Origin of the sequence: Photobacterium andalusiense (assembly GCF_900185625.1) — a bacterium.
Classification (GTDB): domain Bacteria; phylum Pseudomonadota; class Gammaproteobacteria; order Enterobacterales; family Vibrionaceae; genus Photobacterium; species Photobacterium aquimaris.
Genome location: NZ_FYAJ01000001.1, coordinates 373,797 through 395,432, shown reverse-complemented (window position 1 = coordinate 395,432; position 21,636 = coordinate 373,797). Strand labels below are relative to the sequence as shown.

The window sequence follows — 21,636 nt, the reverse complement described above, 5'->3', positions numbered from 1 at the left end:
ACTCAAAAAGCATTGATTTTTACTATCTATTTGATGCTATTCGCTACATCAGTGAGTTGGTACTAACTTTTTATTGAAATCCCCATGTTATCCACAGCTGGTCAAAAAATACCATCTTGCAAATCCACGCATTCACCACTATCTTGTAAACACTTTCGCTAAAGACCCCAACATATAGTGTTTTAGCTAAATAACAGTATTTATAATAAAGATCACATTCTTTGCTAATCTAATAGATAAAGTGCAAAAAAATATCATCCGCAAGGAAAACTGGGAAAATAACAAAAAATGACTCAACAACTAACAGTTACTAAGCGCGACGGTCGTAAAGAACTTATCGATCTCGACAAGATTCACCGTGTTATAGATTGGGCTGCTGAAGGCCTAGAAAATGTATCGGTCTCTCAAGTCGAACTAAAGTCACACATCCAGTTTTATGACGGTATTCGTACTGATGATATTCACGAAACTATCATCAAAGCGGCAGCTGATCTTATTTCAGAAGAAACGCCTGATTACCAATATCTTGCAGCTCGATTGGCAATTTTCCACCTTCGCAAAAAAGCCTATGGTCAATTTGAGCCACCTACGCTATTTAGCCATGTTACAAATTTAGTAGCTAAAGGTAAGTATGATAGCCACTTACTAGACGATTACACTGAAGAAGAATTTGCAGTGATGGATACCTTTATCGATCACTGGCGCGACATGAATTTCTCTTATGCTGCGGTTAAGCAACTTGAAGGTAAATACCTTGTTCAAAACCGTGTATCAGGTGAAATCTTTGAGAGCGCACAGTTTCTTTACTTATTAATTGCTGCAGCACTATTTAATAAATACCCAAAAGAAACACGTCTCGATTACATCAAACGTTTTTATGATGCATCTTCAACGTTCAAAATTTCACTACCAACGCCGATCATGTCAGGTGTACGTACACCTACACGTCAATTCAGCTCATGTGTATTGATCGAATGTGATGATAGCCTTGATTCAATCAACGCAACAGCAAGCTCAATTGTACGTTATGTTTCACAACGCGCAGGTATTGGTATCAACGCTGGTCGAATCCGTGCATTAGGTTCTGAAATTCGTGGTGGTGAAGCTTTCCATACTGGTTGTATTCCATTCTATAAATACTTCCAAACAGCGGTTAAATGTTGTTCTCAAGGCGGTGTTCGTGGTGGCGCAGCAACGTTATTCTACCCTATTTGGCACCGCGAAGTTGAGTCACTACTGGTGCTTAAAAACAACCGTGGTGTAGAAGAAAACCGTGTTCGTCATATGGATTACGGTGTACAAATTAACAAATTAATGTACACCCGCTTAATCAAAGGTCAGAACATCTCATTGTTCTCTCCATCTGATGTTCCAGGGCTATATGATGCATTTTTTGCCGATCAGGTAGAATTTGAACGTCTATATAACTTGTATGAGCAAGATGAAAGCATTAAGAAACAATCGATTAAAGCGATTGAACTATTCTCATTGCTAATGCAAGAGCGAGCTTCTACTGGTCGTATTTACATTCAAAACGTTGACCACTGTAATACCCACAGTCCGTTTGATCCGGCTGTTGCACCGATTCGTCAATCAAACTTATGTCTTGAGATTGCGCTACCAACCAAGCCATTACGAAATGTTGAAGATGAAGACGGTGAAATCGCATTATGTACGTTATCTGCATTTAACTTAGGTGCAATTGATACGTTAGATGATTTAGAAGAACTTGCTGAGCTAACAGTGCGTGCACTTGATGCATTATTAGATTACCAAGATTACCCATTACCTGCTGCACGTCGTTCAACCATGAACCGTCGTACATTAGGTGTTGGTGTTATCAACTTTGCTTATTACCTTGCTAAACATGGTGTGCGTTATTCTGACGGAAGTGCAAATAACCTTACTCACGAAGCTTTTGAAGCCATTCAATACTACTTATTGAAAGCATCAGTTAATTTGGCAAAAGAACAAGGCCCATGTCCGTTATTTAACGAGACAACCTATGCTCAAGGTATTTTACCAATCGATACTTACAAAAAAGATATCGATAATATTTGCAGTGCAAAATTGCATTACGATTGGGAAACCTTACGCGAAGAAATTAAAACACACGGTCTACGTAACTCAACATTATCAGCATTGATGCCATCAGAAACATCATCGCAAATCTCAAATGCGACCAATGGTATTGAACCACCACGTGGATACGTTTCCGTTAAGGCATCAAAAGATGGTATCCTCAAGCAAGTTGTTCCTGAGTTTGCTAAATACAAAGACAACTACGAGTTACTTTGGAATATTGGCAGCAACGATGGCTACCTACAACTTGTTGGCATTATGCAGAAATTTATTGATCAGGCTATCTCGGCAAATACTAACTACGATCCGAGCAAGCAAGTAGGTGGCAGAGTTCCAATGAAACTGTTACTAAAAGATCTGCTTAATGCTTATAAATTAGGTGTTAAGACACTGTACTACCATAACACTCGAGATGGCGCATCTGATAGCCAAAGCGACCTGAGTGGCGATGATTGTACGAGTTGTAAAATTTAAGCATTCAAAAGGGAGTCTTATGGCTCCCTTGTGATTTGAGGATATCATGGCCTATAGTACTTTTTGTCAAACTAGCAACGACCAACTTAAAGAACCAATGTTTTTTGGTCAATCAGTCAATGTTGCCCGTTATGACCAACAAAAATTTGAAATTTTCGAAAAATTGATTGAAAAGCAATTAAGCTTCTTTTGGCGTCCAGAAGAAGTGGATGTCTCTGGTGATCGTATTGATTACAATAACTTGCCAGATCATGAAAAGCATATTTTCATCAGTAATTTAAAATATCAAACTCTACTTGATTCAATTCAAGGCCGTAGTCCAAACGTAGCATTATTGCCTATCGTTTCACTACCAGAATTAGAAACATGGATTGAAACATGGTCATTTTCAGAAACAATCCATTCACGCTCTTATACGCACATTATTCGTAATATCGTTAATAATCCATCAATTATTTTCGATGATATTGTCCGTAATGAACATATTATTAAGCGTGCAGGTGACATTTCTAAATACTATGATGATTTAATCGCAGCTACCAATGATTATCACCGTTATGGTGAGGGTCAACACTCTGCTGATGGTATTGCTTTCACTGTTGATTTACATGACATCAAAAAGAAACTTTACCTGTGCTTAATGTCAGTTAATGCATTAGAAGCCATTCGTTTCTATGTTAGCTTTGCTTGTTCGTTTGCTTTTGCTGAGCGTGAACTCATGGAAGGCAATGCTAAAATAATCAAGCTAATTGCACGTGATGAAGCATTACATTTAACGGGAACTCAACATATGTTGAACCTATTACGTAATGGCCATGATGATCCACAAATGGCGATTATTGCAGCAGAATGTGAAGAAGAATGTTTCAGTATCTTTAAGGCTGCGGCTGAGCAAGAAAAAGAGTGGGCAGAATACCTATTCAAAGATGGTTCAATGATTGGTCTAAATAAAGAAATATTATGCCAATATGTTGAATACATTACTAACTTGCGCATGGTTGCTGTCGGCCTACGCCCGGCTTATGACGGTGCAAATCAAAACCCAATTCCATGGATCAACTCGTGGTTATCATCTGATAATGTTCAAGTTGCTCCTCAAGAAGCTGAAATCAGTTCATACCTTGTCGGTCAAATCGACAATGATATTAGTGCTGATGATCTTGGTGATTTTGAATTGTGAGTCAACTAACCTTTACGGTTAATGGTATTAAGGTTTGTGGCAATCGCCATGAACCTTTATTAACCCAACTAGAAAAAGCAGGCATTAAACCTGAGTATCAATGTCGCAATGGCATGTGTGGTGCTTGTCGATGTAAACTTATCTCAGGATCAGTCACTCAACAAGATGCTCTCGCTTTTATTGGTCCCAATGAAATATTAAGTTGTTGTTCTATTCCACAACAAAATATTGAAGTTCATTTTGACTATCAACTCAACACTGAACACCAATCAACTAAAACTAACATAGCTCTTTAATGCTATCTGATTATTTCAATCAAGATCACAATAAAGAGCTAATATGTTTATCAGTTAGCAGTATAACTACTTCACACACATCACGTGATAAACACCATCTTCAACTTCAGTACCTTCCGTTTCATGCTCAAAGCCAGGGAATTCTTTATCCCAAATTTCTAAGCTATGTAAGTACCCAATTTGAGGACTATTTGCATCGCCAAAATTCTCGCCTGACATCAGCATCGGAATACCTGGTGGGTAAGGAATAACAGCATTAGCGGCAATACGCCCTTGTAGTTTATTCGATGGCACCATTTCTACATTATCATCCACAATAGCTTCAAATGCGGCACGAGGAGTAATGTCAGCCTTTGGTAGGGTTGAATAAGCAGCATTTAACATTTCAGATGGCGTATGGGTTTTTAGATAACTAAACATCTTATCACCTAAGTCCTTCAAACCTAGATCACCATACACCTGAGGATGGCTTGCTGCTAAATCAGGTAGAACCGATTTCAGTGGGGTATTATTATCATAATGAGTTTTAAAACTGAGTAAGGTATTAACTAACGTTGCCCACTTACCTTTGGTTATTCCCATTGAGAATAAGAACATCACTTGGAAGTCTGTCGTACGAGTTGGCACAATACCAAAACGAGTAAGATATTGAGTCACTAATGCAGCAGGAACACCAGTATCAAGTAACTTACCGTTATCACCCATACCTGGCGCTAAAATACTGACCTTAATTGGATCGAGCATACACCAATCTTTAGGGATATCATCGAAACCATGCCATTTATCACCAGGTTTCATGATCCAAAAATCTTGGTTAGTCGCTAATAATTCAGCAGGAGCATCTTCAAATGCATATTCAACCCCAGTATCGGGATCAACAATAGATTCAGCATTCCATGGTTTAAAGAACCAATCTCCATCTGCAACAAACTCACGGTGTAAGCGTCCCATTGCTTGACGATAATCAACCGCTTCTTTGATAACTTCATTGGTTAACGACTCACCACGGTTACCCGCCATTTGTGACACTGCTATATCATTTGAAACACTAATTGCATATAAAGGTGATGTCGTTGCATGCATCATATACGACTGATTAAAACGCTCAAAGTTAATGTGATCTTTACCATTACGGACATGGATCCATGATGCTTGAGAAAGTGCATTTAATAATTTATGGGTCGAATGAGTAGCAAATACTGTTGGTCCATCATCAGGTGTATCTTCTGGCTCACCACGCATTGCAAAGTGATCGGTATAAATAGGGTTAAAACGGGCATAACCATACCAAGCTTCATCAAAGTGAATCCGATTACTACTTTCACTTAAAATCTCTTGAGCTCGTTTTGCATTATAACATAAACCATCATAAGTACAGTTTGTCACCACTGAATAAGTGGCCATATTACCCGCTTTATCTTTAGTTAACTCACTACTTTCAGCTGATTTTTTTAACCCTTCTGGTGACATTTGATCTGGATAAATCGGCCCTATAATACCGTAACGATTACGGGTTGGAACCATATAAACAGGCAATGCGCCAGTTAACATTAATCCCTGCTCTATCGATTTATGACAATTTCGATCACAAATAGCTAACGTATTTTCTCTCATACAAATTTGCATGATAGTACGATTAGCTCCTGATGTACCTGTTACTAATGAATAGGATCTATCAGCTCCAAACACTTTCGCGGCATAATCTTCACTTTCACCAAAGGCGCCAGTATGATCAAGCAATGAACCTAAAGATCCACGCTCTATCCCCATATCAGAGCGGAAGAGTCCTTCACCATAATAATTATAGAAGCGTTGACCTTCTGGTGTTTTTAGAAAGCCCACTCCACCTTGGTGTCCTGGTGCTGCCCATGAATATTCATGCACACTATCATATTTCATCATAGCATTAGCAAGTGGCGGTAATAATTGCTCACGATAACGTTGCATCGCTGCAATTGCGCGGCCTGCCATAAAATCAGATGTATCTTCTAAAATCCATGCAAACTCACTCACTAATGACATTAACTGACGATCAACAGTTAAGGTCATTTTTTTACGCTCTGCGAGTAAAAAAACAGGCACGCCTTGTTGGCGTTGATTCAATTTATCAATCAGAGAAAAAAACATATCATTCTCTTCTTGTTGTTGACCCGTCATGCTTGAGGTCAACATAAAGCAGTCAATCGCCATATTAACGTTGAGCATTGAGTAGCAATCATCATAAGTAGATGCTTTGACGACAATAATTGATTCATCTTCAAATTGTTCAACTAATCGGTCGATAGCATTTGCAACTACTCCCGTAGCTTGAGAGTTATCAAAAATTAATACTCTCATATGTTTACCATAATTCAACATATACAATCCTTTAATATCAGACTAGTAATTAATATTTCGCTTACTTCAATACAACTCACGATGACACTTTATTATTAATAGCTTCGCGGCTAGCAATAAACCCATAGAAGAAATAACCTAGCAACGTAATAATTGCGCCATAAAATACCGCCTCCTCACCGGTAGAATATGCACCATAAATGCTATACAACACGGCAATTGAACCAACAAATATACCGTTATTATATTCTTTCTTACTCACGTTACTTTGTCTCATAATTATTCCGAGAGCAGTTAACGCTAATACATAAGGCACCATATTAATAAATACAGCTAAGTTTACTAATACATTAAATTGTTTTAATAATGTTGGCGAAATAGTCATAACCGCAAGTAATAATTCAAAGGCTAACATGATCATCATGCCTTTAAATGGCGCATCATATTTATTTACATCACCAAAAACTTTGGGAAATAGACGCATATCAGCAGCAACTTTTGATACTTGTGCATTGGTAAATTGCCACCCAAGTAGCGACCCCACACAAGCCATAATCGCCATTGCTGTAATAATTTCTCCTACTAATGGGCTAAACATTTGTGCAAATACCAGCCCAAATGGAGAATCAGATTTTGCTAAAATCTCGTTAGGAATAATACCTTGAATAACCGTAGTGGAAGCAATATACGTTGCGGCAGAGAAAACAGTCGCTAACATACAAGCTAAAGGAACATTTCGTTTAGGGTTTTCAACTGTGCCTGAGTTAGCACCCGCCGACTCAATACCTAAAAATGCCCATAATGTTAATGCCATTCCAGAATAAATTGCACTGCCAACTGAGATGTCATGGGGGTTCCAAGCTTCTTCAAAAATTTTCGTATCAAACCAAAACCAACCAATAATCGATAATCCAAGGACTGGAATTATAATTCCCCACACGGTAACTGTAGATATTTGCCCGGTTATTTTGGCGCCTTTGACGTTGGCAAACATAGTAATAATAAGGATAGAAATAACGCCAACAAAGGTATGAATTGGCGTTTCTTTTAACCACGGAATAAAATATTCCAAATAACCAACACATGAAACAGAAATAGCTACCGCACTAATAACAAGACACACATAATAAGTATAAGAGGCAATAAAAAAACTGGATTTACCATGTGCTTTTTCAGCGTAGGCGGACATACCACCATCGTCTGTACAATACATACCACATTTAGCAAATGCATAAGCGATAGCTAATGCACCTATTGCAGTAACACCCCATGCAAGTAACGCAATTCCTCCTGTTGCAGCTAAACTGGAGGGTAATAATATTATTCCCGAACCCATCATATTAACGGTAACTATGGTCGTTAATCCCATTAGTCCCATTTTGTTACTGTTTCCACTCATAACGTAAACTACCTTATTAATTATTTTAATAACGATAATATTCCGATAAAATTACTTATCACTGTCGTATATCGAAACAAGTATAATTTAAAATTTTAATGTCGGTTTATTTGTTAATGATATATTTGAACATTTAGATTTATATGTGGAGGGAGTAATTTTTTTATTGCACATTTTAAATATATAAACTATGTCGCTACATTTTTATTTATCATTCAATGACTAATAATCAAAAAAAAGCGCAAAAAAGAAAAATATCTTTTATTACGCTTTTTTTATTTGTTATTAAAATTTTATTTTATTTTAAACGTCGCAATCGTATTCGCATTAATATCTTTAACAGTTAATATATCATTATTAATACTGTAACTTGCGAATTCAGGTAATGCAGCTAGGAATGCTTGTTCTAATTCCATTCCTTCCATACACATTTTACGTGTTGATGCCGCTTGCCCTACTGTCAATGTTGATGCCGTTTTCGCGGTTAATGTACCATGGAAATTATTACAGCCAGAAAAACCACTTACTGTGTTTGTTGTGGTATCAAACTGAATAAAAGCATTATTGCCACCAGCACCGGGTTGTACAGCTTGACCAGATAATGTCACTAATTGCCATTGTGGGCCAGCAAGTGCTGGTTGATTGGCTTGCGGTGCTGCATTTTGAGCTGGCGCAATACGATCTAGTTTAACCTCTAATGGCTGTTTTGCATCAGCGGCAAATGGATCCATTGCTGATGTTGAAGTCATAATTAATTTATTATCAACTTTCACTGTTGCACGCACATTATAACGGTGATTAGCTTTTATTTTATTTGCGTCATAATTTAACGTAACCGGATAAGGTGGTGCACCAGCAATATCCATTGATTCAGTACTCAATGTGACAGAGGGTGCATCTGCCAGAGAGACATCTTCAAGCGCAACATTCAGCACCGCACCAGGTGGTAACATACGGCGATCTAAATAGATAACACTAACTTCTAATGGTTTCATATTGGCTTGCTCTGCTTTAACGACAGCAGCTGGTTGCTGAGATGCCTTTACTGTTGCTTCATTATCATTACAAGCTTGTAGCATTAACGCCGATAAAATTACTGATGTCGCTAATACTACTTTTTTTAATTTAAAAGCCATTATTTTTCCTTAAATTTACATATGCTTATTTGCAGAAATTTGGTTATCTATTGCTGAGCAACTCATCATTGGGATTAGCCTATTTTTAATTGTACTAGCAATGATTAGCCATCAATTTAATTGAATACTATCATTTATTTTTGCAATAATACAGCATTCAAAATAACAAAAAACAGCCATAGATACTGTGGCTGTAAACGTTTTTAATTATAGAGTCTCAGTTGCGATACGATCTAATGATTCATAACAACCAAAGACTTCTTCACCTTGTAAATGGCGGCGTAACATATCAAACATAACCGTTGCTATAATCCAACGTCGATTATAATTGTTGTATTGACGTTTAAAAACCAACTGCTGACACCAGCAACCATCAGGAGTTGTAAGACCCAGCATAAAGCTACCGTCAGTGGATGACGGCCCGGTTGTTAGGGTATAAGTTGCTGGCGCATGTAAATGTAATCGTTGAGCGCGTAATGCAATTAATGTTGATAATTCTTCCGCTTCAGCATGATCATCTATGTTATCGGCCATAACCTCACTAACAGCAAGTTTTGTGCTCAATGCTGGTACATCTTGGAGCCAATTAATCGCAAACCCACCCGAACTTTGTTCTGACAATGCTAACGACGCCTGTTGAGGTAATAAACTCGCAATCGTCTCGAGTAACGGACACCCTTCACCAACGATATTGTCTCCAAGTAACGCTATCATTTGTGATAACAGCGCAGTTACTTGTATACCATCTTGAGGAGCAAATAACTTAATTTCAATAAAAGGCAACGATGAGCGATAGCCCAAGCTATATCCATCTGGCAATATCAATACTTGAAAAAGATCACTGATGCTAGACTCTGACAATCCATAAGTATAAAGACGATGGCAAACCTTGCTGTCCACCACATTAAACATAGTCTGTAGCCGCGGTAATATCTGATCCTTTACCATGACCTTAAACTCACTTGGTACTCCTGGTGTAAAAAACAGCCATGCTCGATTTAATTGCATCATAAAACCGCAAGCTGTACCGACAGGATTATCAATTAATTCAGCACCTTCAGGTAGCATTGCCTGTTTAAGGTTCGCATCAGGCATTACTCGCCCGAGTTGCTGATATTTCGTTGTCATTTCAGCAACCCAAGCGTCGGACTGTTCAAGTCCAACATTAGCTGCCATTGCTGCAGATGCTGCTGTTAAATCGTCCGATGTTGGTCCTAAACCACCATTTACGATCACAATATCAGCACTTAAACTACACATCTCAATTTCTTTCGCCAATGCTTCATAATCATCACCCACCGTCACTCGGCGTGTCATTGCAAAACCTTGCTCGAAAAACAATGCTGATAACCATGCAGCATTTGTATCTGCAATATCGCCATACAGTACTTCTTCACCGGTACTGATCATCACTATATTAAGCATGGTTGTTATTCCCTATAAAAACTTGATTATTAAATACAGTTTATGCCTAACCTGAAATCATAGATAGAATATTATGCATTGACTTTATTATCGATTGTTTATCATTCAATAACAACCAACTGTAATAAAAAGTTTACACAATAAAGATAAGTTGACAGTTATACACTCTATGGTTAATGTAGCCGCTAACAGCAATGCTGAAATCTTGTTAATTTGTTATTTTATCTAGTCAAGAGAGATTTAAAGTGCGAAATATTCATCCTAATACTGCCTATCGATAGCCACAGTGGCTCAATCTAGGTGTAAACATTTTAAAACACTTCATCTCGATTATGCCGCTGTGGCCTGCTTTTATATATAGGGAGCGACCACAGGTGTATTTATACCCCCTCCCACATACATTTTTTCCTCAGGGAGTGACATAATCATGTCTTTAAATAAAACATTCGGCAGTATGCTGATCATTGCTGGCACCACCATTGGTGCAGGTATGCTAGCCCTTCCTCTTGCATCAGCAGGATTAGGCTTTACAACTGCAACAATCATCATGATCGCTATTTGGGCATTAATGACCTACACCGCACTATTAATGCTGGAAGTTCATCAACACGCAGATCCCTCTTCAACTTTAAACACCTTGGCATATCAATTATTAGGTCGTAAGGGTCAAACTATCGCAACATTAGCGATGTTCTTCTTGTTTTACGCATTATGCGCCGCTTACATTGCAGGCGGTGGAAGCCAATTAAGTGAAAAGATTTCCACTTGGACAGGAACAACAATTGCGCCTCAAATAGGGGCTGTGATTTTTACGGTTGCTATTGCTAGTGTGGTATCAATCGGCACACACAGTGTTGATATGGTTAATCGTATTCTTTTTACAGCAAAAGTAGTGGCACTTGCAGTTATGCTTGGATTATTACTACCACATGTTCAAGGGCAACATTTGGTTGAAATGCCGATCGAAAAAGGATTAATTCTGTCTGCATTACCTGTAATTTTCACATCATTTGGTTTTCATGGCAGTATTCCTTCTATTGTTCGATACATAGGAATTGATATTAAAGCCCTGAAAAAAATCATGATCTTTGGTTCTGCATTACCATTAATGGTGTACATTTTATGGCAATTAGCTAGCCAAGGTATTATGGGACAACCACAATTAATGGCTAATACGACCTTAGGCGCATTTATTGGTAGTTTAAGTCAATTACTGCATAATCCTATGGTCGGTCAGTCGGTCTCTATTTTTGCAGATCTTGCATTAGCCACTTCATTCCTTGGAGTGAGCTTAGGACTATTTGATTTTCTGGCTGATACCCTTAATCGTGGTAACCATCTAGCAGGTCGTGGACAAACGGCTTTAATTACATTTTTACCGCCGCTCGCTTTTGCTGTGTTTTACCCACAAGGGTTTATTATGGCACTTGGTTATGCCGCTATTTCATTAGTTATTTTAGCAATATTCTTACCAGTCGCGATGGTTAGAGTACAACGCAAGACTGCTAATAATCAGTCAGCTTATGTAGTAAAAGGCGGCTCGCTGGCTTTAGGTATTGTCACTATTATCGGCATAATTATTATCGCAGCACAATTATTACAAATGATTGGAATAATACCCGCTGTCGGTTAATGGTTTAATAATATCGTCATATAAAAATGCGGCTGTAGATAGCCGCATTTTTATTCACAATCACGGTTAAATATCCACCGGTTAAATGTAATAACGTGGACTAATATCACGTCGTTATCATTAATGTATGTTTAACCGGTATTATTTCCGCTATTCTCACTTAAATTAACACCTTAATAAAAAGAAAGAAGCTGGAGATGGATCCTTTCTCACCTCTACATTATCTTCAAAATCCAATTTGGGTCTTTGATGTTGATAATAAAAAAATCCTATGGGCAAATGATAAATCACTCCCTTTGTGGGAAGCTGCATCGATTGATGAGCTCTTAGACCGTGATTTAGGTCAAGATATGTCAGCTGCGGCAGGGGCAACGCTACTAGAATACCAACACGCCTTTAAATCAAATAAAACCATTAAAACTTGGTGGCGTTTCAATCCCAAAAAGATCACTAAAAACATGCTGTGTTTATTTTCAGGGATCCCGCTTGATGATGGCCGTATCGCAATGTTGGTTGAGGTGATTGCAGATGAATCATCGCTACGCCGTGATCTTGCATTTTCTGACTGTTCAAATTTAGCGCTTCTTTTTAATGACGTTGGTCGTTTTATCAGCGCTAACGATGCTTTTGCAAGTCACTTCACTGATAAATTAAGCGACCTTTCGGAGTTTATTGGCGATACTGACATTGCCCAAAAATGGCTCAAGGATGCAAAAAAAAATAATCACTTCAAGTGCAGTCGCTTATGTTGGACGGGACAACGTCATCATTGGTTTGATATTGAAGCTAAATGGCTAAGCGATAATTCACAGTTATTACTACAGCTGGTTAATGTCACTAAAGATAAAGAAAAGCTCAATCAAGAAAAATACAATGCTGATCATGATTATCTAACCGGACTAATGAATCGTCGCGGTGTATCTGCTGCACTAAAAGCGAGTCATCATCACTTATCACACTATAGCCTACTGTTTCTTGACCTTGACGGGTTTAAACTTGTTAACGATTCTTATGGCCATGCCGCAGGAGATAAATTACTGCGTGCTGTTGCAATACGACTGTTAAATATTGTCAAAGACAGAGGACTCGTGGCACGCTTTGGTGGTGATGAGTTTATTATTCAAATCGAGAAGCGTAATTATACCACTCTCGCTTATTTTGCTAATCAAATAATAGAAACATTAAATCGACCATTTCATATTAAAGATATTGGTGAACTTTCAATTAGCTGCAGTATAGGTACATCCAACTATCCTGATGACGCCAATAATTTTGATACTCTCGTCACCCAAGCAGATATGGCAATGCACCGCGCAAAACAGCGAGGCCGTAATTGTTATTATCCTTTTTTACAAGAAATGGCAGATGCGTTATATCGTAAAATGACCCTGCGTCACCATTTATCTCAAGCAATTGAAAATAATGATTTTGAGTTATATTACCAACCTATTATTGACTTAAATACACAACAACTAAAAGGTTTTGAAGCACTGATCCGTTGGTACGATGAATCATTAGGTCAAGTTTCACCGGCTGAATTTATTCCATTAGCAGAAGAAACAGGACAAATTGTGCCGCTAGGATTATGGATTTTACACAGCGCATGCCAGCAATTAGCCTATTGGACTCAGCATTATCAGCAGCCTTTTATTATCAGTATCAATTTATCACGCGCACAATTACAACCGACTTTAGCGCAAACTATTGAGCAAATGATCTTTCAATATAATATAAACCCATCATTACTTGCATTAGAAATCACAGAATCAGCCATGCTCCAAGATTACTGTGAAACCAAACCGTGTTTAGATGCGCTTGCAGCGATGGGAATTGAGTTATATTTAGATGATTTTGGTACTGGCTATTCATCCCTATCACAGTTACATGATCTACCAATCAGTACGGTTAAACTTGATCAAAGTTTTGTGCAAGGTGAACATACAAGCAGCAAAGTCATTATTGAAGCGACAAAAGCCATTTGCGAGAAATTGAACTTAAAAATTGTGGCTGAGGGCGTTGAAACACGTGCACAACTTGATTATATCAACCAATGTGGTTTTGATTATTGTCAGGGGTATTTCTTTAGTAAACCCATGCCCGTTGATGAACTTGAGCAGAAATATTTTCACCCTAAATTAATTAATATATTGGCTTAAATTAGCCATTAAATACTTTCCCTATCACCTAGTGATAGGGAATCGTTCATGGTTAAGTTACAAATCACCACGCTCCGCATGAATTAATACATTACGCGGAGTGATTGGCTTATCACAAAAAGAGCCGATCACGACGTTATAACCTTGCTCCTCCAGAAAACATGCACGATCAAGTACTAGCCACATTTCCAATGGCCGACGAAATAATTGTCGAACAAGCTCCATTCTTTCAGTAATAGCAAACCGCTGTTCGCCTTGACGCTGCCAGTACTCAAAATCAATATTTAAAGGTAAATCAAGGCCTTTTTTTGCAGCAGCCCACTGACAAAACGCTTCAAAACCCTGTGTAAGTAAGGCTTTTTGTACATTTGGCACCGCTAGATAAGTATCAGTTTGGTTGAGCTCTCTTTGTAATAAATCAAACCCTAACCGAAAACTCACTTCCACAAATCGTAGTTGTCTTACGCGATTACCCGCCGTAACCGTTTCTTGTAACGGCAGCCGTAAATCATGTTTCGATAACACTAATGCACTTGTTTTTGCTGCTGTAGACATAGGTTGATAATGCGATTGCCGAATTAAATGGTAACAGCAAGGTGAAATGCTCACTGCGGCCCCTTTTTTAGCCGCTACACGTTGCAATAATGAAACATGTAAATCTCCACAAGCATGCAAGGCAACTGCATGTTGCTGCTGAACAATCGCGGTATTACTCTCAATACTAAACGCATCTGCATGAACAAAATTAATGTCTAACTGTAATTGTTTTGCAGCTTGCTCACCATCAACACATAATTGCTGTTGCCACTCAAGACTCGTAACTGGTTGCTGATGGGATGCAGCGAGCACACGTCCAAGGTAGCCTTTACCAGCACACCACTCTAGCCATGGTAAACCTAGTCGCGGTAACACTTCATTAAAAGCGGTAATTTGTTGCCACTTTCGCCCCGGAATACCACTCTCAAAACCTTGTGGTACCGAACGCTCGGTTCGCACTAACGGTGATACTTCAGCTGCAATTTGGGTTAACTGTTCAGCATCTTTAATCCATGGCAGTAATGCTGTTGTTAATGCATGAATATCCTGACTTAATAATTGTAATTGGCTGTCATCAATACTCATTAGCCATTGACAAAATTGTGGGTTTTGCTGCCAAACAAATCCACGCTCAGCAAAAGGCATAAACTGCCAAAATTGGCAATTGCTCACCAACAATGCATCAAGACGATGAAAAAGCTCAACGTAGTTAGACATAAACAACCATTTACTCACCAAAAAATTGGAGGCTAGTGTATACCAAGCTCACGTATGAGGCATTAACCAAATAAAAAAACCGCTATCACTAGCGGTTTATGTTGTGTTTACAATAATATTTGTGGTTATCTAATCGGTAAATCCATTGAGGCAAACATCTCGTTTATTTCTGCGGCATTTTTTAATCCAATCGCTTGGTCAACCACATTACGCGTAAGATGCGGTGCAAAACGCTCCATAAAATCATACATATAAGAGCGTAAGAATGTACCTTTCTTAAAGCCTATCATTGTCGTACTTGATGCGAAAATATGGCTTGCATCAATCGCGACTAAATCATGGTCAGCAGCTGTATCGATTGCCATACTTGCAATAACACCAACCCCAATTCCTAAACGAACGTAAGTTTTAATCACATCAGCATCTGTCGCAGTAAAAACAATCCTTGGCGTTAAACCTGAACGATTAAAGGCACTATCCAACTCAGAACGTCCGGTGAAACCAAACACATAAGTGACTAATGAATATGCGGCTAAATCATGAATAGTGATCATTTCTTTCGTCGCAAGCGGGTGATCTTTGCGTACCACAATGGAACGATTCCAATAATAACAAGGCAACATAATCATATCTTGGTATAGATGTAATGCTTCAGTTGCTATTGCAAAATCAGAACTACCTTTACCGACAGCATCTGCAATTTGCGCTGGTGTTCCTTGATGCATGTGCAGTGAAACTTTAGGAAAACGATGTGTAAAACCTTGAATAACTTGCGGCAGTGCATAACGTACTTGTGTATGGGTCGTCGCAATATTCAACGTTCCCATTTCAGGGTGAGTATGCTCACCAGCAACCGCTTTAATGCTCTCAACGCGCGATAAAATATCTCGCGAGATGCGCACTATCTCTTCACCTGCAGAGGTTACTTTGGTTAAATGTTTACCACTACGTTCAAAAATTTGAATGCCGAGTTCATCTTCCAATAACCGCACTTGTTTACTAATACCAGGTTGAGAGGTATACAAACTCTCTGCCGTTGATGACACATTAAGGTTATGATTTACGACCTCAACGATATAGCGTAATTGTTGTAATTTCATGGTCTCGCCCAATCAATAATCCGTTACCTTTCACACTGTTCCATAAACTCATCCACTGATTTTTATGTCAAAGCATGATCGTGCAACCATGTAATAAATATTTTATATATTGAATTAGCCCCGTTTCATAGTTTTTATTTACTTTTAGTCATAAAAAATACCATTCAACCACCGTATAAGTATAAGAGCATGTACTAATTACGCACTAGCATTAGAGACTTAGTCATATTAAATAGAAACTAATAAAGGGAATAAATAAGAATGTCTGTAATCTACGCTGTTATCTTAGCTTTTAATTCTCTTAAAATAGCATCACATGCGCGTTGTAATTCTGTATCTTGAAGTAATACCAGAACAAAAACAAAGCATTTGATCTAAAAAGCCACATCTTTCTCTACAACGTTATTAAGTTAGCATTTTTTACTAACAAACTACCACTAAACAACGAGATAGTGTATCTTCCTTAGTTATATATTAACCATAAAAGATAGTAAAATTTTATGAGTATCCCTCTTGTTATTGGTTTAATCAGTCTTCTACTCATTTTAATTATTGGTTACAGCGTAATCATCCAATATCGCCAGCGACTGGAAAGTGCAAAACAACAAGAACTGGCTAAACAAGTTGCTATCATTGATGCAACTGAAGAGCTCATAAGTAATGCCAGTCACTTACCTTACAGTAAAGAATTATTAGTCTGCCTTAATAAACGTATTCTTTATGCGCTAGAAAGCATTGCTGAAATAGATACTAAAGATAGAACACTAAAACAACGTATTCAGCATGTTAGCGAACAATTAACGTATTTAGAAACCCATTTTGATCAAACTAATGTGGTGCAGTTTCAAGTGCCGAACTCCGATCGACAAGCGATTGGCATGTTACAATTAGTTAAGCGCTTAAAAAGCGTTTTAAAAGGAGAGCATGGTAAAGGCCGTATCGCAACCCAAGCTTATGTGCAAGAAAATACCCGTCTCGATAATATGCAATTGCGCATCAATATTGAAAATGTGGTTAAACGTGCAAATGATGCACGCTTAAAACGCCAATTTGGTACCGCTAAGCAACTGCTCAAAAAAGGTATTGATGTTTTATCATCTCGCAATGATAGCTACGCCACTAAAGCTCTGCAAAAACTACAATATATGTTGAATGAGATCGACAATAATATGAGCGTAAGTAGCGAACAAGAACGCCAACAGTTACTTGATAAAGATAACGATGAATTAGATGTATTATTCCAACCAAAGCGGAAATGGTGATCTGATTCGCTTTGGCTTAAAATAAGCCAACGACAAAGGTCGCAATTGCGACCTTTTTTTATGCCTTCAATAACAATAAAAAGAACATCTTATGGATAATACTCAGCAAATGATTAATACGCTGCTTAAACCGATTAATCAGTTTCTTCAATGTGAAACCCCTGATAGCTGGATTGAAGAAGCCCGTCAACCAGAAAATCTCACTGCATTATTAGTCGATCACTGTAATTGCGAGTTAAAGGCTAGCCAAACTGCAATGTTTATGGTGCGTAAATACGCCGTTGATAAAGCCAGTGGTGCAGCATTGATGGCATGGGCGAAACCTTATGAAGATTTTGTTTACGGCGGAAATGAGCGTTCAACCACTGATTTTCACAGTAAGAAAAATGGTTTACTGGCACCATTAACACCACGCAGTGATTTTGCTCATGGATCAGAGCTAATAGATAAAATGGTGCGGTTAATTAAAGAAGAATTCCATCATTTTGAGCAGGTACTTGAGATCATGGATAAACGTGATATTGCTTACCATAATCTTCATGCTGGACGTTATGCTAAAGGCTTAATGAAAGCGGTTCGAACGCATGAACCAGCAACCTTAATTGATAAGCTTATTGTTGGTGCCTATATTGAAGCACGTTCTTGTGAACGATTCGCTAAACTTGCGCCCTATTTAGATCCAGAACTAAGAAAATTCTATATTTCATTATTACGTTCAGAAGCGCGTCATTATCAAGATTATCTAACACTTGCAGAAAAGATTGCGGGTAAAAATATTGCTGATCGTATTCGTATTATTGGTGCGAAAGAAGCAGAGTTAATTCTAGCGCCCGATGATACTTTCCGTTTCCACAGTGGCGTTCCGGTTATGGCTGTTTGTAGTGCTTAAACCAAACATTAACTCACGCTACAATAGCGTTTAAAAAAACAAAAAACCGCCCAATTAGGCGGTTTTTTTTTAATCTAACAAAAGAGGCTATTACTCTTCTTCAGTTGATTTTTCTTTTTTCGGTTTCTTACGCTTGTCGGTAATTTCCCACTTGCCGTCCACAAATAGACCAGTCCAGCCTGTTGGCTTTCCGTCTACTTCTGAGCGCACGTAATTCTCTTTGGTTTTACGAGAAAAACGAATAACTGTTGGTAACCCATCAGGGTCAGCAACTGGCGCATCGGTTAAGTATAAGAACTTAGGCGATAAACGTTCTTTAAAGCGAACCAACTCTTCCACTAATGGCGCACGTGTTTCACGCGACTTAGGGAAAGTACTCGCTGCCATGAACAAACCAGAAGCACCATCACGTAATACAAAGTACGCATTAGTGTCTTGTGTACATGGAATTTCTGGTAAATGTACTGGATCTTCTTTCGGTGGCGCAACTTCGCCATTCTTGAGGATCTTACGAGTGTTCTTACACTCTTCGTTAGTACAACCCATGTACTTACCAAAACGACCGTTTTTGAGTTCCATATCAGAACCACACTTATCGCATTCAATCAGTGGGCCTTCGTAGCCTTTAAGCTTGAACTCACCTTTCTCGACAATATAACCATCACAACTTGGGTTATTACCACAAACATGCAGTTTACGATCTTGGTCAATTAAGTAAGCATCCATTGCCGTACTACAAATAGGACAACGTTTCTTGGCACGTAATGCTGCCGTTTCAACATCTTCCTCAAGTACATTAACAATGCCTTCTTCACTGCCTAAGTTAATCGTCGTTTTACAGCGCTCTTTTGGCGGTAAGGCATAACCCGAACAGCCTAAGAACACGCCTGTCGATGCGGTACGAATACCCATCGGACGAGAACATGTTGGACATTGAATGTCAGTCAGTACGATATTGTTAGGTTGCATGCCGCCTTCTGATTCATCTAACTCAGCCTTTTTAAGCTCAGCAGTAAAATCAGAGAAGAACTCATCCAGTACCTTCTTCCAGTTTTTCTCACCTTCAGCGATTTTATCAAGATTACCTTCCATACGGGCAGTAAAATCAAAATCCATCAGGTCAGGGAAACTGTTATCTAGACGGTCAGAAACAATCTCACCCATCTTTTCAGCATAAAAACGACGCTGATCAACACGTACATAACCACGATCTTGAATGGTTGAAATAATCGACGCATACGTTGATGGACGACCAATACCACGCTTTTCAAGTTCTTTAACCAATGCAGCTTCTGTAAAGCGTGCTGGCGGCTTAGTAAAGTGTTGTTTAGGCTCAAGCTGCTCTAACTTCAGTACGTCACCTACGTTAACTTCAGGTAATGTTGTATCTTCATTTTTACCTGATGGGCGCTGCACTAATGTCCAACCTGCAAAACGTAATGTACGGCCTTTCGCTTTCAGCAAGAAATCACCTGCCTTAACGTTGATCGTACTTGAGTCATATTTTGCTGGCATCATTTGACAAGACACAAATTGACGCCAAATTAAGTCATACAACTTAACTGCATCTTGATCCATGCCTTCTAAATTTTCAGCTTTTACTTCTACGTTTGAAGGACGAATCGCTTCGTGCGCTTCTTGGGCATTTTTCTTACTGCCATACACATTGGCATTTTCAGGTAAATACTCATTACCATACTCATTGCCAATCAGCTCACGTGCCGCTTCAACCGCTTCTTTTGAAAGATTGGTTGAGTCAGTACGCATGTAAGTAATATAACCCGCTTCATATAAGCGCTGTGCAAGGCCCATGGTACGCTTAACACCGTAACCTAGACGTGTACTTGCCGCTTGCTGTAATGTCGAGGTGATATAAGGCGCAGATGGCTTACTGCTGGTTGGGCGATCTTCACGCTCAATCACTTCATAAGCTGCTTTTTCAAGTAGCGCATGCGCTGCCATCGTATCGGCTTTATTTTCAGGACGGAATGATTTACCCGCCTGTTGTGCGACCATTAACCGTAGTGCATTTTTGCCTACCGTCAGTGTGTCTGCATGAATATCCCAAAACTCTTCAGGGTCAAACGCATTGATTTCATGCTCACGCTCAACAATCAGCTTTACAGCTACTGACTGTACACGACCCGCAGATAAGCCGCGTGCCACTTTTTTCCACAATAGTGGCGATACCATGAAGCCAACAACACGATCGAGGAATCGACGTGCTTGTTGTGCATTCACACCATCAATATTCAATTCACCAGGCTGTTCAAATGCTTGTTGAATAGCATTTTTGGTGATTTCGTTAAACACAACCCGTTTGTAGCGTGATTCATCGCCGCCGATGATCTCACGAAGGTGCCACGCAATGGCTTCTCCTTCGCGGTCCAAATCCGTTGCGAGGTAAACAAAGTCAGCATCTTCTGCTAATTTTTGAAGTTCACTAACGACTTTTTCTTTGCCTGGAAGTATTTCGTAATGCGCATTCCAATCATCATAGGGATCAACACCCATCTTGCTGATTAACGCTTTACGATCTTTCTTCTTTTTAATCGCCGCTTTCTCTTCAACACTCAACCCTTTAGTCGATGTTGCTGCCGCTTTTTTGCCGCCACTGCGGGCGCCCGTTGGCAAATCACGTACGTGACCAACGCTTGATTTTACAATGAAATCCTTACCCAAGTACTTATTGATTGTTTTCGCCTTGGCTGGGGACTCCACGATAACGAGAGATTTACCCATAATGACCCTATTACGTCCTCGTGCTCGCTAATACTAAAAATATAAATAACTGCTTAGCTAATCATTAGCGCCACAACATTCGACCAATCTCATTAAGTCACTAATCGAAAAATCTAAGAGCAGTGAATTAATATGATGAGTTCCAATTTGATAATGATACATATTTGCAATTAATTATTGCACTTCATTTACGTAAAATACTCTTTACATATTGGGCTAGAAAACAAGAAGGTCAACTGCTTTTTAATTTATTTCGTCTATTTGGTTGCAG

14 protein-coding genes are annotated in these 21,636 nt (G+C 38.8%); 7 read left to right on the top strand and 7 right to left on the bottom strand.

Annotated features, from left to right (window positions below; all coding sequences use genetic code 11):
* Nucleotides 1-288 precede the first annotated feature (288 nt).
* From nrdA to yfaE, 3 genes are read left to right on the top strand one after another with little or no spacing between them, the layout of a single operon-like run.
* Nucleotides 289-2,556 carry a class 1a ribonucleoside-diphosphate reductase subunit alpha gene (gene nrdA, locus PAND9192_RS01840; RefSeq protein ID WP_087852304.1) on the top strand — a complete coding sequence of 756 codons (2,268 nt, stop codon included), beginning with the start codon at nucleotides 289-291 and terminating at the stop codon, nucleotides 2,554-2,556.
* A 46-nt stretch (nucleotides 2,557-2,602) separates the two neighbouring features.
* On the top strand, nucleotides 2,603-3,736 hold the full coding sequence (gene nrdB, locus PAND9192_RS01835; RefSeq protein ID WP_087852303.1) for a class Ia ribonucleoside-diphosphate reductase subunit beta: 1,134 nt from the start codon (nucleotides 2,603-2,605) through the stop codon (nucleotides 3,734-3,736).
* Entirely contained in the window at nucleotides 3,733-4,032 is a 300-nt protein-coding gene (gene yfaE, locus PAND9192_RS01830) for a class I ribonucleotide reductase maintenance protein YfaE (protein WP_087852302.1), read from the top strand. Before nrdB ends, yfaE begins: the two co-directional genes overlap by 4 nt.
* Before the next feature lie 66 nt (nucleotides 4,033-4,098).
* Here the strand turns inward: yfaE and adiA are convergent, their stop codons facing one another.
* The 4 genes from adiA to PAND9192_RS01810 form a co-directional block, all read right to left on the bottom strand.
* Nucleotides 4,099-6,390 (bottom strand): arginine decarboxylase, encoded by a 2,292-nt coding sequence (gene adiA, locus PAND9192_RS01825; protein WP_087852301.1) that lies wholly within the window; start codon nucleotides 6,388-6,390, stop codon nucleotides 4,099-4,101.
* A gap of 55 nt (nucleotides 6,391-6,445) precedes the next feature.
* Complete coding sequence (gene potE / locus PAND9192_RS01820) at nucleotides 6,446-7,768, bottom strand: putrescine-ornithine antiporter (RefSeq protein ID WP_087852300.1); 1,323 nt, start codon at nucleotides 7,766-7,768, stop codon at nucleotides 6,446-6,448.
* Nucleotides 7,769-8,061: 293 nt separating this feature from the next.
* Nucleotides 8,062-8,904: an META domain-containing protein gene (locus tag PAND9192_RS01815; protein WP_087852299.1), complete on the bottom strand. Its 843-nt coding sequence runs from the start codon at nucleotides 8,902-8,904 to the stop codon at nucleotides 8,062-8,064.
* 207 nt (nucleotides 8,905-9,111) lie between these two features.
* Nucleotides 9,112-10,329: a CinA family nicotinamide mononucleotide deamidase-related protein gene (locus PAND9192_RS01810; protein ID WP_087852298.1), complete on the bottom strand. Its 1,218-nt coding sequence runs from the start codon at nucleotides 10,327-10,329 to the stop codon at nucleotides 9,112-9,114.
* 427 nt (nucleotides 10,330-10,756) lie between these two features.
* Here PAND9192_RS01810 and PAND9192_RS01805 point away from each other — a divergent pair, with 427 nt between their 5' ends.
* Nucleotides 10,757-11,962 carry an aromatic amino acid transport family protein gene (locus PAND9192_RS01805; protein ID WP_087852297.1) on the top strand — a complete coding sequence of 402 codons (1,206 nt, stop codon included), beginning with the start codon at nucleotides 10,757-10,759 and terminating at the stop codon, nucleotides 11,960-11,962.
* Between the two features lie 197 nt (nucleotides 11,963-12,159).
* Nucleotides 12,160-14,118: a putative bifunctional diguanylate cyclase/phosphodiesterase gene (locus PAND9192_RS01800; protein ID WP_087852296.1), complete on the top strand. Its 1,959-nt coding sequence runs from the start codon at nucleotides 12,160-12,162 to the stop codon at nucleotides 14,116-14,118.
* A gap of 57 nt (nucleotides 14,119-14,175) precedes the next feature.
* Here PAND9192_RS01800 and PAND9192_RS01795 read toward each other — a convergent pair whose 3' ends face one another.
* Nucleotides 14,176-15,372, bottom strand: a complete 1,197-nt coding sequence (locus tag PAND9192_RS01795; protein WP_087852295.1) for a methyltransferase — start codon at nucleotides 15,370-15,372, stop codon at nucleotides 14,176-14,178.
* Nucleotides 15,373-15,497: 125 nt separating this feature from the next.
* Nucleotides 15,498-16,472, bottom strand: a complete 975-nt coding sequence (gene cysB / locus PAND9192_RS01790) for an HTH-type transcriptional regulator CysB (RefSeq protein ID WP_087852294.1) — start codon at nucleotides 16,470-16,472, stop codon at nucleotides 15,498-15,500.
* 500 nt (nucleotides 16,473-16,972) lie between these two features.
* Between cysB and PAND9192_RS01785 the strand changes: the two genes are divergently transcribed.
* Together PAND9192_RS01785 and miaE are read left to right on the top strand one after the other, a co-directional pair.
* Nucleotides 16,973-17,734: a DNA repair protein gene (locus tag PAND9192_RS01785; protein WP_087852293.1), complete on the top strand. Its 762-nt coding sequence runs from the start codon at nucleotides 16,973-16,975 to the stop codon at nucleotides 17,732-17,734.
* A gap of 91 nt (nucleotides 17,735-17,825) precedes the next feature.
* The gene (gene miaE, locus PAND9192_RS01780) at nucleotides 17,826-18,623 is read left to right on the top strand and encodes a tRNA isopentenyl-2-thiomethyl-A-37 hydroxylase MiaE (RefSeq protein WP_087852292.1); all 798 of its coding nucleotides are present in this window, start codon (nucleotides 17,826-17,828) and stop codon (nucleotides 18,621-18,623) included.
* A 90-nt stretch (nucleotides 18,624-18,713) separates the two neighbouring features.
* On the opposite strand, the gene topA is transcribed toward miaE, so the two are convergent.
* On the bottom strand, nucleotides 18,714-21,365 hold the full coding sequence (topA, locus tag PAND9192_RS01775; RefSeq protein WP_087819464.1) for a type I DNA topoisomerase: 2,652 nt from the start codon (nucleotides 21,363-21,365) through the stop codon (nucleotides 18,714-18,716).
* Nucleotides 21,366-21,636: the final 271 nt, after the last annotated feature.

Excerpts from the sequence above, each read along its gene's own strand:
- nrdB (WP_087852303.1), top strand. The coding sequence starts at position 2,603 with ATGGCCTATAGTACTTTTTGTCAAACTAGCAACGACCAACTTAAAGAA.
- PAND9192_RS01800 (WP_087852296.1), top strand. The coding sequence starts at position 12,160 with ATGGATCCTTTCTCACCTCTACATTATCTTCAAAATCCAATTTGGGTC.
- PAND9192_RS01795 (WP_087852295.1), bottom strand. The coding sequence starts at position 15,372 with ATGTCTAACTACGTTGAGCTTTTTCATCGTCTTGATGCATTGTTGGTG.
- PAND9192_RS01815 (WP_087852299.1), bottom strand. The coding sequence starts at position 8,904 with ATGGCTTTTAAATTAAAAAAAGTAGTATTAGCGACATCAGTAATTTTA.
- topA (WP_087819464.1), bottom strand. The coding sequence starts at position 21,365 with ATGGGTAAATCTCTCGTTATCGTGGAGTCCCCAGCCAAGGCGAAAACA.
- PAND9192_RS01805 (WP_087852297.1), top strand. The coding sequence starts at position 10,757 with ATGTCTTTAAATAAAACATTCGGCAGTATGCTGATCATTGCTGGCACC.
- miaE (WP_087852292.1), top strand. The coding sequence starts at position 17,826 with ATGGATAATACTCAGCAAATGATTAATACGCTGCTTAAACCGATTAAT.
- cysB (WP_087852294.1), bottom strand. The coding sequence starts at position 16,472 with ATGAAATTACAACAATTACGCTATATCGTTGAGGTCGTAAATCATAAC.
- potE (WP_087852300.1), bottom strand. The coding sequence starts at position 7,768 with ATGAGTGGAAACAGTAACAAAATGGGACTAATGGGATTAACGACCATA.
- adiA (WP_087852301.1), bottom strand. The coding sequence starts at position 6,390 with ATGTTGAATTATGGTAAACATATGAGAGTATTAATTTTTGATAACTCT.
- PAND9192_RS01785 (WP_087852293.1), top strand. The coding sequence starts at position 16,973 with ATGAGTATCCCTCTTGTTATTGGTTTAATCAGTCTTCTACTCATTTTA.
- PAND9192_RS01810 (WP_087852298.1), bottom strand. The coding sequence starts at position 10,329 with ATGCTTAATATAGTGATGATCAGTACCGGTGAAGAAGTACTGTATGGC.
- nrdA (WP_087852304.1), top strand. The coding sequence starts at position 289 with ATGACTCAACAACTAACAGTTACTAAGCGCGACGGTCGTAAAGAACTT.